Source organism: Streptomyces sp. NPDC006365, assembly GCF_042870755.1.
Taxonomy (GTDB): Bacteria; Actinomycetota; Actinomycetes; order Streptomycetales; family Streptomycetaceae; genus Streptomyces; species Streptomyces xiangluensis.
Map to the genome: position 1 here is coordinate 964,810 of NZ_JBIAHS010000001.1, position 16,302 is coordinate 981,111.

A 16,302-nucleotide genomic window follows, 5' to 3' on the forward strand; every position below is an offset into this window, starting at 1 on the left:
GTCAAGCCGTACGGAAGCGGTGTGGCTCGCGGGGGCAGGGCACTCAGGCGTGGGTGACCGCGGGCTCAGCGGTTCGCCTCCACCGCCACCGACCGGGCCCAGCGGTAGTCCGCCTTGCCGCTCGGGGAGCGCTGGATGGAAGCTGTGAGCACCAGCTGGCGTGGGATCTTGTAGCCGGCGAGACGGGCGCGGCAGTGGGTCTGGATGTCGTCCAGGGACAGTGGCCTCGCCCCGTCGCGCAGTTGCACCACTGCCGCGACATGGTTGCCCCACTTCGCGTCGGGGACTCCGGCTACCAGTGCGTCGTACACGTCCGGGTGGGCCTTGAGGGCCTGCTCGACCTCCTCCGGATAGACCTTCTCGCCTCCGGTGTTGATGCACTGGGAGCCACGGCCGAGGACCGTGACGACGCCCTCCTCGTCGACGGTCGCCATGTCGCCGAGGAGGACCCAGCGCTCGCCGTCCTTCTGGAAGAAGGTCTCGGCGGTTTTCCTGGGGTCGTTGTAGTAGCCGAGCGGGACGTGTCCGCGCTGGGCGACGCGGCCCGGTTCACCGACCGCGACCGGCTCGTACGTCGCCGGATCCACCACCTGCGTACGGGAGTTGACGCGGACTCTGAAGCCCTTGTCAGGGCCGGAGTCCTCGGTTGCCGTGCCGTTGAAGCCGGACTCCGAGGAACCGAAGTTGTTGAGCAGCAGCACGTTCGGCATGAGCGCCTGGAACTGCTCGCGCACCGTGTCCGACATGATCGCGCCGGAGGACGAGACGCTGAACATGGACGAGCAATCCGTGCCCTTCATCGGGCCGCTGAGGGCGTCGATCAGTGGGCGCAGCATCGCGTCGCCGACCAGCGCCATGCTGGTGACCTTCTCCTTCTCGATGGTGCGCAGGACTTCCTCGGGCACGAACTTGCGGTGCATCACGACCCGTTGGCCGAAGTTGAAGCCGATGAAGGCGGTGAGGGTCGACGTGCCGTGCATCAGCGGGGCAGCGGGCAAGAAGGTGATCCCATCGCCTCCGGCCGCGACCCGCTCGGCCAGTTCCTCCGGCTTCTTGACCGGCTCTCCGGTCGGGGCACCGCCTCCCATCCCCGAGAAGAACAGGTCTTCCTGACGCCACATCACGCCCTTGGGCATCCCGGTCGTGCCGCCGGTGTAGATGATGAACTGGTCGTCGGCCGAGCGCGGCGCGAAGCCCCGCTCGGCGGACCCTGAGGCCTCGGCCTTGGTGAAGTCCACCGCGGACAGCGGCGGAGCGTCCGGCGCCGGGGTGCCCACCCGCACCAGATGCCGCAGCTTCTCCGCCCGCGGCAGCGCCGCCGCCACCCGCTCGGTGAACTCCGCGTCGAAGACCAGGGCCACCAGATCCGCGTCACGGTAGAGGTAGACCAACTCCTCTTCCACATAGCGGTAGTTGACGTTGACCGGCACGATCCGCGCCTTCAGGCAGCCGAGCACGGTCTGCAGGTACTCGACGCTGTTGTAGAGGTGCAGCCCGAGATGCTCACCGGGGCGCACGCCTTGGTCGAGCAGGTGGTGCGCGATGCGGTTGGCCGCCGCGTCCAGTTCGGCGTACGTGAGGCGGCGTTCCGCTCCCGTGCCGGGGTGGTCGATATACACGAGCGCCTCGCGGTCGGGCACCACGTCGACGATCGACTCGAACAGGTCGGCAAGGTTGTACTCCACCGCTCCTCCTGACCCCGGCAAACGATCGACAAGGCGACTGGACGACTAAGAGATGCGCGCGTCCTTCGGTTCGACGGCCATCAGAGCAAAGCCCGCCCCAACTGTGAAGGGCTCGCGCAGAAGAAATCTGACTGTCTGTCAGAAAACCCTTGAACTGCCCCGGCGCCTACTGCAACCTGTTCTCGTCCCGAGACAGGAGGACCGCCATGGGTGGGACGGAACACCTCACCGTGCAGCGCGAAGGCGCCACACTGGTGCTCACGCTCAACAGGCCCGAGGCCAAGAACGCCCTCTCGTTGCCGATGCTGGTCGGCCTGTACGACGGCTGGGTCGAGGCCGACGAGGACGACGGGATCCGCTCGATCGTGCTCACCGGCGCGGGGGGCGCGGGCGGCGCGTTTTGCGCGGGCATGGATCTCAAGGCCCTGGCCGGCAAGGGCATGGAAGGGCAGCAGTACCGGGACCGGCTCAAGGCCGATCCCGATCTGCACTGGAAGGCGATGCTCCGCCATCACCGGCCGCGCAAGCCGGTGATCGCCGCGGTCGAGGGCCACTGTGTGGCGGGCGGTACCGAGATCCTCCAGGGGACCGACATCCGGGTCGCGGGGGAGTCCGCCACCTTCGGTCTCTTCGAGGTGAAGCGCGGTCTGTTTCCGATCGGTGGTTCGACGGTCCGCCTCCAGCGGCAGATTCCGCGGACGCATGCGCTGGAGATGCTGCTCACCGGTCGGCCGTACTCCGCACGGGAGGCCGCCGACATCGGCCTGATCGGGCATGTCGTCCCCGACGGGACGGCCCTGGAGAAGGCCCTCGCCATCGCCGAGCAGATCAACGCGTGTGGGCCACTGGCCGTCGAGGCCGTCAAGGCGTCCGTGTACGAGACCGCCGAGATGACCGAGGTCGATGGGCTGGCTGCCGAGCTGAAGCGTGGGTGGCCGATCTTCGACACCGCCGACGCCAAGGAGGGGTCGCGTGCCTTTGCCGAGAAGCGGCCGCCGGTGTATCGGCGGGAGTAGCTCCGTTGGTAAGGCAGTTCGACACCTGCGGGTTCGTTGTGGCTGGTCGCTCCCCCACGCTCGGCTTCGATCGAGCGGGGGACCCCCATCGCGGCGGCGCCGCACATGTCACAGCCCCGCGCCCCTAGCCGCTGCCCCGTTCCCCGAGGAGACCCCGTGCCCGAAGTGCTCAAAGCCCCCCTCGTCGTCGAGTTTCCCTTCACCCGTTCCCTCGGGCCCGTTCAGAGTGCCTTTCTCAGCGGGCTGCGCGAGCGGGTCGTGCTGGGGGTCAAGACCGGTGACGGCAGGACTCTGGTCCCGCCCGTCGAGTACGACCCCGTCACCTCCGAGGAGATCCGGGATCTCGTCGAGGTGGCCCCTACCGGCACCGTCACCACCTGGGCCTGGAACCATGCCCCCCGCCGAGGCCAGCCCCGGGAGACCCCCTTCGCCTGGGTCCTGGTGAGACTCGACGGCGCCGACACCTCTCTCCTGCACGCCCTGGACGCGCCTGGCCCCGACGCCGTACGCACCGGGATGCGCGTCCGGATCCGGTGGGCCGAGGAACGGTCCGGCGCCATCACGGACATCGCCTGCTTCGAGCCGTACAACGCGGATCAGGTACCCGAACTCACGGGCCACAGCGGCGATTTCGAGGACATGGTGACCGGGATCGTCGCCCCCGCCCGCCTCGACTACACCTACTCGCCCGGGCGCGCCCAGTCCGGCTACATCAACGCGCTCGCCGACCGGCGGATCGTCGGCGAACGCTGCCCGTCCTGCCGCAAGGTGTACGTCCCGCCGAGGGGTGCGTGCCCCACCTGTGGGGTGGCCACCGTGGAAGAGGTCGAGGTGGGGCCGCGCGGCACCGTCACCACGTACTGCATCGTCAACATCAAGGCGAAGAACCTCGACATCGAAGTCCCGTACGTCTACGGGCACATCGCACTCGACGGCGCCGACCTCGCCCTGCACGGCCGTATCGGCGGCATCCCCTACGACCAGGTGCGCATGGGGCTGCGCGTCGAGCCGGTGTGGACCGACGGCGGCCGTTATCCCGACCACTACCGGCCGACCGGCGAACCCGACGCGGACTACGAAACGTACAAGGAGCTGGTGTGATGCGTGAGATCGCCGTGGTCGCCTTCGGGCAGACCGGTCACCGGCGCACCAGCGACGAGTTCTCCGAGGTGGAGATGCTCATGCCGGTCCTGCATGACGTTCTCGACCGGACCGGCATGAAGACCAGCGACATCGGCTTCACCTGCTCCGGCTCCACGGACTATCTCGCGGGCCGCGCCTTCTCCTTCACCATGGCGCTGGACGGGGTCGGCGCCTGGCCGCCGATCTCCGAGTCGCATGTGGAGATGGACGGGGCATGGGCGCTGTACGAGGCCTGGACGAAGCTGCTCACCGGGGACGCCGACACCGCGCTCGTGTACTCGTACGGAAAATCCTCACCCGGCTCCGTACGCGATGTGCTGACCCGGCAGCTCGACCCGTACTACGTGGCGCCCCTGTGGCCGGACTCCGTGGCCCTCGCCGCCCTTCAGGCGCAGGCACTCATCGACGCGGGGGAGGCGGACGAGCCCGCGCTCGCCGGGGTGGCCGCCCGCAGCCGCGCGGACGCGCGCGCCAACTCCCATGCCCAGCTGCGGGGTTCGGTGCCGCAGGGGGACTACGTCGTACGTCCGCTCCGTACCGGCGACTGCCCGCCCATAGGCGACGGAGCGGCTGCCGTGATCCTCGCGGCGGGGGAGCGGGCCCGTGGGCTGTGCGAGCGGCCCGCCTGGATCCGGGGGATCGATCACCGCATCGAGGCGCACGGTCTCGGCGTGCGCGATCTGACCGAGTCGCCGTCCACGCGGCTGGCCGCCCAGAAAGCCGGCGCCTTCGAACGGCCCGTCGACACCGCCGAGTTGCACGCGCCCTTCACCTCTCAGGAGGTGGTCCTGCGCAAGGCGCTGCGGCTGGGCGAGGACGTCGCGGTCAATCCCTCCGGTGGAGCGCTCTCCGCCAACCCGATCATGGCCGCCGGGCTTATCCGCATCGGCGAGGCCGCCGCCCGTATCCACCGCGGTGAGTCCGACCGCGCGCTCGCACACGCCACCTCAGGACCCTGTCTGCAGCAGAACCTGGTCGCCGTACTCGAAGGGGAGGCCCGATGAGCAAGGAGCCCGTGGCCGTCGTCGGGATCGGCCAGACCAAGCATGTCGCCGCCCGCCGGGACGTGTCCATCGCGGGACTCGTCCGCGAAGCAGCCAAACGGGCCCTGGACGACGCGGAGTTGACGTGGGTCGACGTCGACGCCGTCGTCATCGGCAAGGCGCCCGACTTCTTCGAGGGCGTCATGATGCCCGAGCTGTACCTCGCCGACGCACTCGGCGCGGTCGGCAAACCGATGCTGCGCGTGCACACCGCGGGCTCCGTCGGCGGCTCCACCGCGCTCGTCGCCACGAACCTGATCGCGGGCCGCGTCCACGGCACCGTCCTGACCCTGGCCTACGAGAAGCAGTCCGAGTCGAACGCCATGTGGGGCCTGTCCCTGCCGATACCCTTCCAGCAGCCGCTGCTGGCCGGCGCGGGCGGTTTCTTCGCCCCGCACGTACGCGCGTACATGCGACGCACCGGCGCCCCCGACACCGTAGGCTCCCTTGTCGCGTACAAGGACCGTCGCAACGCGCTCAAGAACCCGTACGCGCATCTGCACGAGCACGACATCACGCTGGAGAAGGTCCAGGCCTCGCCCATGCTGTGGGACCCGATCCGCTACTCCGAGACCTGCCCGTCCTCGGACGGCGCGTGCGCGATGGTGCTCACCGACCGCGCGGGAGCGGCCCGTTCGGCCCGGCCGCCCGCCTGGCTGCACGGCGGCGCGATGCGCAGCGAGCCCACGCTCTTCGCCGGCAAGGACTTCGTGTCGCCGCAGGCCGGCAAGGACTGTGCGGCCGACGTGTACCAGCAGGCCGGCATCACGGACCCGCGCCGGGAGATCGACGCCGTCGAGATGTACGTGCCGTTCTCCTGGTACGAGCCCATGTGGCTGGAGAACCTCGGCTTCGCCGCCGAGGGCGAGGGCTGGAAACTCACCGAGTCCGGCGTGACGGAACTCGACGGAGACCTGCCCGTCAACATGTCAGGCGGCGTCCTGTCCACCAATCCGATCGGGGCATCCGGCATGATCCGCTTCGCGGAAGCGGCTCTCCAGGTACGCGGCCAGGCGGGAGAACACCAGGTCGACGGGGCGCGCAGGGCGCTGGGGCACGCCTACGGCGGCGGCTCCCAGTTCTTCTCGATGTGGCTGGTGGGTGCCGAACCGCCCGCCTCCTGAACTGTGCCCCTCACATGGCCTGTGCCTGGCGGTGACCGATCGCTAGGCTGGCCGCGGACGACGAACCGGGAGGAGCACGGACGTGGCCGAGAGCACCATCCAGCAGCATCCGCTCGCAGGCTGGGACAAGCCGGAGCTTGACCTCAGCAGTGCCGACTGGCGCTCCAGCAGCCGTGGGCTGGGGGATGTCCAGATCGCCTTTGTCGAGGGCTTCATCGCAATGCGGAACAGTGGCCGCCCCGAAAGCCCCTCCCTGATCTTCACACCCGCGGAGTGGGGCGCGTTCGTGTCGGGGGCACGGGAGGGGGAGTTCGACCTCACCTGATGTTCGGCCGAGGGGTCTTTTCCTCCTCTTTCCCGGACACGCGGCTTTCTCTGACGTCCCGGGGCCATGCCTGAGCGAGGCTGGCCCCCGGGAAACAGAAGGCGGCATCCCGGAGGCGAGGATTCGCATGAGCACCCTGCCCGTCATCGCAGCGGTCGACGGTTCGGACGACAGCTTGCGCGCTCTGGAGTGGGCCTTCGACGCGGCCCGGATGCGCGGGGCGCCATTGTCCGTGGTCCATGTGCGGCAGTACGCGCCCTGGGCCCCGCCCGAGGTCCTGCCGGCCTCGCCGCCGGAGCCGGAAGAGGACCCGGTCCTCCGACAGGTACGCGCCCGCCTGGAGGGCCGGGCCGAGCGGCCGGCGACGGAGTACGTCGTACTGGAGGGCGCGCCCGCGGCGGTACTGCCCGAACTCGGCTCCACCGCCCAGCTGTTGGTGCTCGGCTCCCGTGGCCGCGGCGGCTTCGCCAGCCTGATCCTCGGCTCCAACAGCATGGCCGCCGCACGTGACGCGGAGTGCCCGGTCGTCGTGGTGCCCCGGCCCGGACGCCAGGTGCACGAGAACGGTCCCGCCGGAGCGGGCCCGCGGGTGGTGGTCGGTCTGCACGTCGACGGCCCCGACGAGGCGAGCCTCGCGTTCGCGTTCGCCGAGGCCGACCGCCGCGCGGCCCGCGTGCAGGTGGTCGCGGCGTACGTGTGGCCGCTTCAGATGTGGGCCGTCCCCGGCGACTTCATCACGACCTCGACCGTCGACCAGGAGGCCATCGAGACCGGCACCCGAACGCTGGCCGACGGCTTCGTGGCCCCGCACCGCGAGCGGCACCCCGACGTCCGCGTCGAGGTGCTGGTGGGGCCGGGCGACGCCGCCGGACACCTGGTCGCTGCCTCCAAGGACGCCGACCTCGTGGTGGTGGGCCGCCACCGCCGACGGCTGCTGGCACCCATCCGCATGATCGGTTCGGTCACGCAGGCGGTCCTGCTGCACGCGGCGAGCCCGGTGGCGGTGGTGCCGCCGGCCGGCGAGGAGAGCTGAGCCACGTCACCGCAGCACCACACACCCGCGTGCTTCGAGGTCCCGCCGCGCTCCGGCCGGGATCTCGACGTCGTTCCACCGCAGATCCAGCTTCTCCAGCGACGGCAACTCCGCGATCCAAGACGGCAGTTCGCCGAGCCGGTTGGCGCGTAGATCGAGCCGCCGCAGCAGGGGCAGCCCGCGCAGCACCTCGGGCACCTCCGCGAACTCGTTCTCCCGCAGCTCCAGTTCACGCAGTTCCCGCAGACCGCGTACGGAGTCGGGGAGTGCCGTGAGCTGATTGCCACGCAGCCACAGCTCGCGCAGCGCGGCCAACTCTCCGAGCGAAGCGGGCAGTTCGGTGAGCAGGTTCTGCTGGGCGCGCAGCTCCACCAGGCCCGTCATCGATCCCAGTGACTCCGGCAGCGCCTTGAGGCGGTTCTCGCCGACGTTGAGGTAGGCGAGCCGGGTCAGACGGCCCAACGACTCGGGGAGCGAGGTGAGTTGATTGTCGTGCAGGTAGAGGAAACGCGTGAGGGCCGTCAGATCACCCAGCTCTTCGGGGACCTCGGCGAGGCGGTTGTGCCCGAGATCCAGCGTGTGCAGCGTGGTGAGGGTGCCTATGCGGGCGGGCACTGCGGTGAGCGCGTTGTCCGGCAGCAGTAGGGACTGCGGTGCGGGATGCTCCCACACCTCTTCGGGTACGTCGCTGAGCCCGCCGCGCCAGTAGTCGAGTACGCCTTGCTCGTTCACGGTCACAGCGACTGCCCGACCCAGCCGTCGCTGCCGCTTTCGTCCTCGCCGGACCGCAGACAGAGCTCCAGGCCGAGCAGCAGTTGACGCAGATCGTCCATGTGATCCCTTCCGTGTCATTGCATGACGGCGACATTACCGTCGGCACGATGGCAGGGGCGGGGGCGCGGACGGCCTCGCCGCCACGGCGGGGTCGCCCCCTGGTCGCGCGAGCATCCGGTGGCCGTGTCGTACCGTACGCGCGGGCGGCCGAGACGGTGGCTTTTCCGGGACGGCTCGCCGAGGGCTCCGGGCGGTGACGGCCGGGCGGGTTCGCGGCGGTCGCCGCAAGCTTTCCGGTGTGGCACCGGCAGTCGTCTCCTGTACCTCGTCGCGCCCCGACTTGCACGTACCATGGCGACATGTCCTTCCTCCGCCGCCGCAGCGCCACACCCGCAGGGCCCGACTTCGATGTTCTGGCCATGGACCCGGGGGACTGGCCGGGCAATCTCGGCGCGGGCCTGCTGCCCGCCCCCGACGGCACCTGCCAGGGTGTGTTCCTGCGCTACGACCTCTTCGGTGGCCGCGGTCCCGCGATGATCATCGGGAATCTGCCGGAGGGCTCCCCGGCCCGGGACGTCGCCGAGGACGAGATCCCCTTCGAGGTGGCCCAGCTGCTGCTGGCGCTGGAGAACGACGAGGAGGTCACGGTCGTCGGCGCCGAGGACACACCGGTGATGCAGGGCGACAACCTCCTGATCGTGCGCCGCCTCAAGCTCTCCGAGGCGCGTATCTCCTGTGTGCAGTTCGACCGCAGTGACAACGTCCTGGTGACCATCGCAGCCTGGGACCGTCCCATCACCGACGACCTGTACGCGCTGCTGAAGCCGCTGCCCGCGGAGCTGTTCCAGCAGCAAGGCTGAATCGACGGCCCTCCTGCACGGGGACTTGATCGGGATTCTGTTCGGGATTCCGCACGCTGCCTCATGCCGTCTTGTCACCTGGTGATCGGACCTTTAGCGTCCTGAGTTATGTCGCATGAGCCGCATGAGCCGCATGAGTCACGCGAGATGTCTCGAAGAGCCACGTTGAAGACGACAGTTGGCGGGGCGGCCGTTCTCGCTCTGGGCGGGGGCCTCGTCGGCAGTGGAGTGGCCGCCGCCGATTCCTCCGATGCATCGCGGGAGTCGATGGCGCTGTGGTACGCCTCCCCGGCCGCCGACTGGGAGCGCGAGGCCCTGCCCATCGGCAACGGCGCGCTCGGCGCCGCGGTGTTCGGCACGCTCGCCTCCGAGCGGCTTCAGTTCAACGAGAAGAGCCTGTGGACCGGCGGCCCCGGCTCGGCCCAGGGCTACGATCACGGCAACTGGTGCGAGGCGCGCCCCGGCGTGATCACCGCCGTGCAGGACGAGCTCGACGCGAAGACCCGGCTCGACCCCGAGAGCGTTGCCGACGAGCTGGGCCAGCCGCGAATTGGATACGGCGCCCATCAGACCTTCGGCGACCTGCACCTCGACATCCCGGACGCACCGGCGGCCCCGCCAGACTCGTACCGCCGTGAACTCGACATCTCCAGCGCCGTCGCGATGGTCGGCTACACCCACCAACAGGTTCGACACCAAAGGGAGTTCTTCGCCTCCTACCCCGACGGCGTGATCGTGGGACGGCTGACCGCGGACCGCCCCGGCAAGGTCGCCTTCACTCTCCGCCACACCTCGCCTCGCAGCGACTTCACGGCCACCGCGGCGGGCGGGCGGCTCACCGTGCGAGGCGCGCTCGAGGACAACGGGCTGCGCTTCGAGGCCCAGGTCCGGGTACGCAGCGAAGGTGGAACCGTCACCTCGAACAGTGACGGCACGATCACCGTGACCGGAGCCGACAGCGCCTGGTTCGTGCTGGCCGCGGGCACCGACTACGCCGACACGTACCCCGACTACCGCGGCGACGACCCGCACGCCGCCGTCACCCGGACCATCGACAAGGCCGCTGGCGAGCGCTACCAGTCCCTCCTCGCCCGCCATGTCCGCGATCACCGCGCCCTGTTCGACCGGGTCACCCTGGACATCGGCCAGACGGCCCCCTCCGATGTGTCCACGGACCGCCTCCTCGCGAACTACACCGGCGGCGCAAGCGCCGCGGACCGCGCCCTGGAAGCGCTCTACTTCCAGTACGGCCGCTACCTCCTCATCGCCTCCTCCCGCCCGGGGTCGCTACCCGCGAACCTCCAGGGCGTCTGGAACAACAGCACCTCGCCTCCGTGGTCGGCCGACTACCACACCAACATCAACATCCAGATGAACTACTGGCTCGCCGAGGCCGCGAACCTCGCCGAGACGACAGCCCCGTACGACCGCTTCGTGGAAGCCCTGCGCGCACCCGGGCGGCGTACCGCCAAACAAATGTTCGGCTCACGTGGCTGGGTAGTGCACAACGAGACCAACCCCTACGGCTTCACCGGCGTGCACGACTGGGCGACCGCCTTCTGGTTCCCCGAGGCGGCGGCGTGGCTCACCGGGCAGCTGTACGAGCACTACCGGTTCGGCGGGTCGACGGACTACCTCCGCAGCACCGCGTACCCGGTGATGAAGGAGGCCGCCGAGTTCTGGCTCGACAATCTGCGCACCGATCCGCGCGACGGCACGCTGGTCGTCACGCCCAGCTACTCGCCCGAGCACGGCGACTTCACGGCCGGCGCCGCCATGTCGCAGCAGATCGTGCACGACCTGCTGACCAACACCCTCGAGGCGGCCGGCATTCTGGGCGACTCGCCTTCCTTCCGCCGGTCTCTCGGGAAGACACTGGAGGGCCTGGACCCCGGACTGCGCATCGGCTCCTGGGGTCAACTCCAGGAGTGGAAAGCCGACTTGGACGACCCGAACGACGACCACCGGCATGTCTCGCACCTCTACGCCCTGCACCCCGGGCGGCAGATCGAGCCCGGCAGCAAGTGGGCCGACGCCGCGAGGGTCTCGCTCACGGCGCGCGGCGACGGCGGCACCGGCTGGTCCAAGGCCTGGAAGGTCAACTTCTGGGCACGGCTGCGCGATGGAGATCACGCGCACAAGATGCTCGGCGAGCAGCTCAAGTCCTCGACCCTGCCGAACCTTTGGGACACCCATCCGCCGTTCCAGATCGACGGCAACTTCGGTGCCACCTCCGGGATGGTCGAGATGCTGCTGCAGAGCCAGTACGACGCGATCGAGGTACTCCCCGCGCTGCCCGCCACCTGGCCGGACGGCTCGGTCCGCGGTCTGCGCGCCCGCGGAGGCGCGACGCTTGACATCGACTGGGCCGATGGGCACGCGACTCGCCTCGCGCTGGTCGCGTCGCGAACCCGGCGGCTCACCGTTCGCAGCGATCTCCTGCCGGAGGGGGAGAGCACGTTCAAGGCGATTGCTGGGCGGCGGTACGTGTGGGGCGAGGAGGAGTGAGCGTGGCGGATGCCGATTCGAAGCTGCGGGTGCGCCGTGGCTGGTCGCACCCACGCGGCGGAGCCGCAAATGTCACAGCCCCGCGCCCCTATGGGACGCGGTACCGCACCTGGCTTCGGCAAGTTCGCTCGTCTACGACGAAGGTCCGCGGTGGCCCTGTGCCAGGCTCACTGCGGACCGCCGTCCCCGTTCAGCGAGTGCCGACCGCCGCTCGAACGGCCTTGCGGGCCAGTTGGCAGTCGTCGTGCAGCCGCCTGAGCAGCAGCCGCTGTTCCTCGCCGGACGGCGCGGCACCCGGGTGGGCAGGTCCCGGTGCCACTGGGGTCGCTTCGTGCATCGAACGCTGCACGGCCGTCTCGTATGTACGGATCTCACGGGTCAGGACGAGCATCAGGTTCACCAGGAACGCGTCCCGTGCCGCGGGCCCCGCCGACTGTGCCAGCTGGCTGATCTGCCGCCGGGCCACCGGAGCGTCGCCGAGGACCGACCACAGCGTCGCCAGGTCGTAGCCCGGCAGATACCAGCCCGCGTGCTCCCAGTCCACCAGCACTGGACCGGCCGGTGAGATCAGGATGTTCGACAGCAACGCGTCACCGTGGCAGAACTGGCCCATCCCCTGGCGCCCTGCCGAGTGCGCGATGCCGTGCACGAGCTTCTGGAGATCGCCCATGTCCCGGTCGGTGAGCAGCCCCAGGTCGTGATACCGGGAGATCCGCGCCGCGTAGTCCAGCGGAGCGTCGAACGTCCCCGCCGGCGGGCGCCACGAATTGAGTCGGCAGATCGCGCCCAACGCCGCCCTGATGTCCGCACGCGGCGGAGCCTCCGCCGGGTGTCGCTGGAGTGCCGCTACCCGCCCTGGCATCCGCTCGATCACCAGCGTGCAGTTGTCCGGATCCGCCGCGATCAGCCGTGGCACCCGCACCGGAGGACGGTGCCGCACGAACGAGCGGTATGCCGCTATCTCATGGCGGATCCGCTCGGCCCATGCTGGAGAGTGGTCCAGTAAACACTTGGCGACGGCGGTGCTGCGCCCTGTCGTTCCGACGAGGAGCACCGCACGGCCGCTGCGGCGCAGCACCTGCACCGGAGCGAACTCCGGACAGATCCGGTGCACCGAGGCGATCGCCGTGCGCAGCTGCGCGCCCTGAGGGCCGGACAAGTCGAGTCTCCCGCTGAGCGGTTGGGTGGCGGCACCCGGTACACGCCGCGTAGTCCGAGCGGCACCGAGCACGGGTGACCCCTGACGCGCGGGGTCCAGATAAGGGCCGCTGCCCGCCCTCGGCGACTCCCCAGCTCGAGGAGCCTGTGGACGCGGGCGCAGCGATCGGGGCGGGGCGGACACGGAGGACGATGCTGCGTACATGGGTGATACGGATCCCTTCGTGTGCCTGCGAATTACCGCGCTACCCGCCCCGGCCGCCTCGGTGCACCCTGGGGAATGTCCCTACGGCGACCGGGTCGGGGTGGCGCGTTCCTACCTGACACCCGATGCGCACTGGCACACCATCTGGCGCACCCTGGCGAACCCTGGCGAATAGTCCCGCAGCAACTGACACGGGGTTACTGTCAACTCAGCCGAGAACCTGGGGGCTTGACGTGAGCGGACAACCCAACACCCGTCTGGCGGATCTGTTCGGCCTGGCCGGCTGGTCCAAGGGCGAGCTCGCGCGGATGGTCAACCGGCAGGCGGCGGCCATGGGCCACCCCCAGCTGGCGACCGACACCTCGCGGGTGCGGCGCTGGATCGATATGGGAGAGATCCCGCGCGATCCCGTGCCGCGGGTGCTGGCAGCGCTGTTCACCGAGCGTCTCGGCCGTGTCGTGACCATCGAGGACCTCGGTCTGGTCCGGCACGGGCGTACGGGGAAACGGCCGGGCGGCGGGAGTGCGGAGCATCCCGACGGAGTGCCGTGGACGCCCGAGCAGACTGCCGCGGTCCTCACCGAATTCACGGGAATGGACCTCATGCTCAACCGACGCGGCTTGGTGGGCGCGGGCGCCGCGCTCGCCGCAGGATCCGCACTCAGCAGCGCCATGCACGACTGGCTGCACTCCGACCCGGCTCTTTCGGCCGACGCTCCCGTACTCCACGATCCCCTGCACGCCGACCCCGCCGGGTACGACCGCTATGAGGCCGCCCCCATCGGGTCGCAGGAGATCGAGGAACTGGAGCGCTCGGTCGAGGTGTTCCGGGCCTGGGACGCGGCCCGCGGCGGCGGGCTGCAACGCAAGGCTGTCGTGGGGCAGCTCAACGAAGTGGGCGGAATGCTCGCCTACCGACACCCCGACCATCTCCAGCGGCGCCTTTGGGGCGTCGCCGCCAACCTCGCCGTCCTCGCCGGCTGGATGTCTCACGACGTCGGCCTGGAGCCCACGGCCCAGAAGTACTTCGTCATCGCCGCCCACGCCGCCCGTGAGGGCGGTGACCGGCCCCGCGCCGGCGAGGCGCTCTCCCGCGCCGCACGCCAGATGGTGCACCTGGGGCGGCCCGACGACGCACTCGACCTCATGAAGCTCGCCAAGTCGGGCTCCGGTGACGAGGTGCTGCCGCGCACCAAGGCCATGCTCTACACCGTCGAGGCCTGGGCTCAGGCCTCGCTGGGCAAGGGCCAGGCCATGCGGCGCACCCTCGGGGAAGCGGAGGAACTCTTCGTCTCGGACAAGAACGACGTACCGGCGCCCAGTTGGATGCAGCTCTTCGACGAGGCGGACCTGCATGGTATGCAGGCCCTGGCCTACCGCACGCTCGCGGAGCACGAACCAGCGGCTGCCGCCATTGCGCAGCGCCACGCGAAGGAGGCGCTGCAGCTGCGCGAGAAGGGACGGAACCGGTCGCAGATCTTCGACCACATCTCCCTCGCGTCCGCCTGCTTCATCGCCGACGACCCCGAACAGGCCGACCGGTACGCACGCCTGGCCCTGACCTCGATGGGCTCGAACTCCTCCCATCGCACCTGGGACCGGCTGCGTGAGATGTACCGGCTGACGGGGCAGTACTCCAGCTATCCGAAGATCCAGGAACTGCGTGAGGAGATCAAACTGTCGCTGCCCAAGGGCTTGAACACCCGGGGCGGCAACAGCGCACGGGCATAGGCGGACCGTGCACTGTAATTGAACGATGTGAACTGAACCAAAGGGATCGCCGGAGCTGACGTCGCTCGACGTCAGGCGTCACCGTGTTCAGGTGGCGACTCTGGCGATGAGTACGCAGGCGTCGTCCTCGCGTTCCGTTTCGCCGAACTCCTCCACGACCGTCCGTACGCAGTCCTGTGCGTCACGGGCCTCGCCGAAGCGCGGGGCCAGGTCGAGGAGACGGTCCACTGTCGCGTCACGACTGCGCCCGGGGACCAGTCCATCGGTGTGCAGGAGCAGCAGGTCGCCTGGTTCGAGCGGCTCTTCGGCCTGCCCGTAGGCGGCGCCCGAGGTCGCGCCGAGCAGGACGCCGTCCGGCGGCGACAGCGCATGCCCCGTCCCGTTGCGGAACAGCAGGGGGGCGGGGTGGCCCGCCTGTGCCCAGACCAGCGCCCGGTTCTCCGGCCGGTAGCGGCAGCACACGGCGCTGCCGAGAGCCGGCTGGACCGAGGCATCCAGTAACTGGTTGAGCCAGACCATGAGTTGGCCGGGTTCGCTGCCTGCCATGGCCATCCCGCGCACCGCGCCGAGCAGCATCGCCATGCCCGAGGTGACGGTGGCCCCGTGCCCGGTGAGCTCGCCCACGCTCAACATGGTTTCGCCGCCTGGCAGTTCGAGGGCGTCGTACCAGTCGCCGCCGATCAGCGCGCTCGTCGAGGACGGCAGATAGCGGGCGGCGACGTCCAGGGCCTGCGGCCCTTGGTGCGGGAGCCGCAGGGGGCCGCGCCACGGCGGCAGCACAGCCTCCTGCAGCTCGACCGCGAGCCGGTGCTCCGTCTGCGCGATGTGCCGTTGGCGTTGCAGCGAGTCACGGGTCTCGTGCACCGTCCGCTGGCTGCGGCGCAGTTCGCTGACGTCCCGCAGCACGGCCCACATCGAGGCGGTGCTGCCGTCGGCTGCGAGCACGGGCTCGCCCATCATGTGCACGGTTCGTACACTGCCGTCCGGGTGCACGATCCGGAACTCCCCGTCGATCGGCTTGGCGTCGATGAGACAGTCCGTCACCATCACCGTCAGCCTCGACCGGTCCTCGTCGAGTACCACGGACGGCAGTTCGTCGAGGGTGAGTGCGGGAGCGGCGGGGGCGCGGCCGAGGATCTGGTAGAGCTCGCCGGACCAGCTCGCCTCGTCGGTCAGCAGGTTCCACTCGGCGCTGCCGACCCGGCTGAGCAGTGAGCCGTGTGGAGAGGCGGGCGGCACGGTTCGTACGACGGGAGCCGCCGCGTCGGGTGTCGCGGGCACGGGCGGCGGGCCGTCCCGCAACTGCGCCAAGTGCTCGTCCAGATCGTTCAGTTGGTGCAGAGCCAGATCGCACAGCGCGCGCTGCCAGCGCCCTTCGGGGTCCGTGTCGTCTGCCCGCGCGTCACGCCGCACGGCGTCCACGTCGCCGCGCAGCCGACGCGTCTGCGAAATGAGAGCGTCGACCGAGCCGCGTGGGGGCGGCTGGGCGGCTGGGTGGTCCGCCGAGAGATGGGACGGCATGACGTACTCCGATACAGGCCCGATATGACCAAGGCTGAGGGAAGGACCGTTACGACTCTTGCACAGCCCGCGACGCGCTGTAAGGGATTTGGCAAGACGCGACGCGCTGGTGACTCTGGCATATGCCTAAGTCCTCCCGGAGGGTCCGACCGGGACGGATCGATTAGGCGTGAGAGT

The 16,302-nt window shown here is 69.8% G+C and carries 13 protein-coding genes; 9 read left to right on the forward strand and 4 right to left on the reverse strand.

Features of this window, described 5'->3' with window-relative positions; genetic code table 11:
- Positions 1-65 precede the first annotated feature (65 nt).
- Positions 66-1,685 carry an acyl-CoA synthetase gene (locus ACFYO0_RS04495; protein ID WP_388670378.1) on the reverse strand — a complete coding sequence of 540 codons (1,620 nt, stop codon included), beginning with the start codon at positions 1,683-1,685 and terminating at the stop codon, positions 66-68.
- A gap of 206 nt (positions 1,686-1,891) precedes the next feature.
- Between ACFYO0_RS04495 and ACFYO0_RS04500 the strand changes: the two genes are divergently transcribed.
- From ACFYO0_RS04500 to ACFYO0_RS04525, 6 genes are all read left to right on the forward strand, one after another.
- On the forward strand, positions 1,892-2,701 hold the full coding sequence (locus ACFYO0_RS04500) for a crotonase/enoyl-CoA hydratase family protein (RefSeq protein ID WP_388670385.1): 810 nt from the start codon (positions 1,892-1,894) through the stop codon (positions 2,699-2,701).
- Positions 2,702-2,857: 156 nt separating this feature from the next.
- Complete coding sequence (locus tag ACFYO0_RS04505; protein ID WP_388670388.1) at positions 2,858-3,802, forward strand: Zn-ribbon domain-containing OB-fold protein; 945 nt, start codon at positions 2,858-2,860, stop codon at positions 3,800-3,802.
- Positions 3,802-4,848 carry a thiolase domain-containing protein gene (locus tag ACFYO0_RS04510; protein WP_388670391.1) on the forward strand — a complete coding sequence of 349 codons (1,047 nt, stop codon included), beginning with the start codon at positions 3,802-3,804 and terminating at the stop codon, positions 4,846-4,848. Before ACFYO0_RS04505 ends, ACFYO0_RS04510 begins: the two co-directional genes overlap by 1 nt.
- Positions 4,845-6,011, forward strand: coding sequence for a thiolase domain-containing protein (locus tag ACFYO0_RS04515; protein WP_388670394.1), 1,167 nt, complete (start codon positions 4,845-4,847; stop codon positions 6,009-6,011). Before ACFYO0_RS04510 ends, ACFYO0_RS04515 begins: the two co-directional genes overlap by 4 nt.
- Before the next feature lie 82 nt (positions 6,012-6,093).
- Positions 6,094-6,336, forward strand: a complete 243-nt coding sequence (locus ACFYO0_RS04520; RefSeq protein ID WP_344389498.1) for a DUF397 domain-containing protein — start codon at positions 6,094-6,096, stop codon at positions 6,334-6,336.
- Between the two features lie 127 nt (positions 6,337-6,463).
- Positions 6,464-7,369 carry a universal stress protein gene (locus ACFYO0_RS04525; RefSeq protein ID WP_388670398.1) on the forward strand — a complete coding sequence of 302 codons (906 nt, stop codon included), beginning with the start codon at positions 6,464-6,466 and terminating at the stop codon, positions 7,367-7,369.
- Between the two features lie 6 nt (positions 7,370-7,375).
- On the opposite strand, the gene ACFYO0_RS04530 is transcribed toward ACFYO0_RS04525, so the two are convergent.
- Positions 7,376-8,107, reverse strand: coding sequence for a leucine-rich repeat domain-containing protein (locus ACFYO0_RS04530; RefSeq protein ID WP_388670401.1), 732 nt, complete (start codon positions 8,105-8,107; stop codon positions 7,376-7,378).
- 395 nt (positions 8,108-8,502) lie between these two features.
- On the opposite strand from ACFYO0_RS04530, the gene ACFYO0_RS04535 reads away from it, so the two are divergent.
- Positions 8,503-9,003, forward strand: a complete 501-nt coding sequence (locus ACFYO0_RS04535) for a hypothetical protein (protein ID WP_388670404.1) — start codon at positions 8,503-8,505, stop codon at positions 9,001-9,003.
- Positions 9,004-9,270: 267 nt separating this feature from the next.
- A complete protein-coding gene (locus ACFYO0_RS04540) occupies positions 9,271-11,511 on the forward strand; it encodes a glycoside hydrolase N-terminal domain-containing protein (RefSeq protein ID WP_388670875.1) in 2,241 nt (746 codons plus the stop codon).
- 190 nt (positions 11,512-11,701) lie between these two features.
- Here ACFYO0_RS04540 and ACFYO0_RS04545 read toward each other — a convergent pair whose 3' ends face one another.
- Positions 11,702-12,874 (reverse strand): aminoglycoside phosphotransferase family protein, encoded by a 1,173-nt coding sequence (locus ACFYO0_RS04545; protein WP_388670407.1) that lies wholly within the window; start codon positions 12,872-12,874, stop codon positions 11,702-11,704.
- A 233-nt stretch (positions 12,875-13,107) separates the two neighbouring features.
- Between ACFYO0_RS04545 and ACFYO0_RS04550 the strand changes: the two genes are divergently transcribed.
- Positions 13,108-14,604, forward strand: coding sequence for a hypothetical protein (locus ACFYO0_RS04550; protein ID WP_388670410.1), 1,497 nt, complete (start codon positions 13,108-13,110; stop codon positions 14,602-14,604).
- Positions 14,605-14,691: 87 nt separating this feature from the next.
- On the opposite strand, the gene ACFYO0_RS04555 is transcribed toward ACFYO0_RS04550, so the two are convergent.
- Positions 14,692-16,125, reverse strand: a complete 1,434-nt coding sequence (locus ACFYO0_RS04555) for a PP2C family protein-serine/threonine phosphatase (protein ID WP_388670413.1) — start codon at positions 16,123-16,125, stop codon at positions 14,692-14,694.
- Positions 16,126-16,302: the final 177 nt, after the last annotated feature.

Excerpts from the sequence above, each read along its gene's own strand:
- ACFYO0_RS04555 (WP_388670413.1), bottom strand. The coding sequence starts at position 16,125 with ATGCCGTCCCATCTCTCGGCGGACCACCCAGCCGCCCAGCCGCCCCCA.
- ACFYO0_RS04515 (WP_388670394.1), top strand. The coding sequence starts at position 4,845 with ATGAGCAAGGAGCCCGTGGCCGTCGTCGGGATCGGCCAGACCAAGCAT.
- ACFYO0_RS04510 (WP_388670391.1), top strand. The coding sequence starts at position 3,802 with ATGCGTGAGATCGCCGTGGTCGCCTTCGGGCAGACCGGTCACCGGCGC.
- ACFYO0_RS04540 (WP_388670875.1), top strand. The coding sequence starts at position 9,271 with ATGGCGCTGTGGTACGCCTCCCCGGCCGCCGACTGGGAGCGCGAGGCC.
- ACFYO0_RS04545 (WP_388670407.1), bottom strand. The coding sequence starts at position 12,874 with ATGTACGCAGCATCGTCCTCCGTGTCCGCCCCGCCCCGATCGCTGCGC.
- ACFYO0_RS04535 (WP_388670404.1), top strand. The coding sequence starts at position 8,503 with ATGTCCTTCCTCCGCCGCCGCAGCGCCACACCCGCAGGGCCCGACTTC.
- ACFYO0_RS04525 (WP_388670398.1), top strand. The coding sequence starts at position 6,464 with ATGAGCACCCTGCCCGTCATCGCAGCGGTCGACGGTTCGGACGACAGC.
- ACFYO0_RS04500 (WP_388670385.1), top strand. The coding sequence starts at position 1,892 with ATGGGTGGGACGGAACACCTCACCGTGCAGCGCGAAGGCGCCACACTG.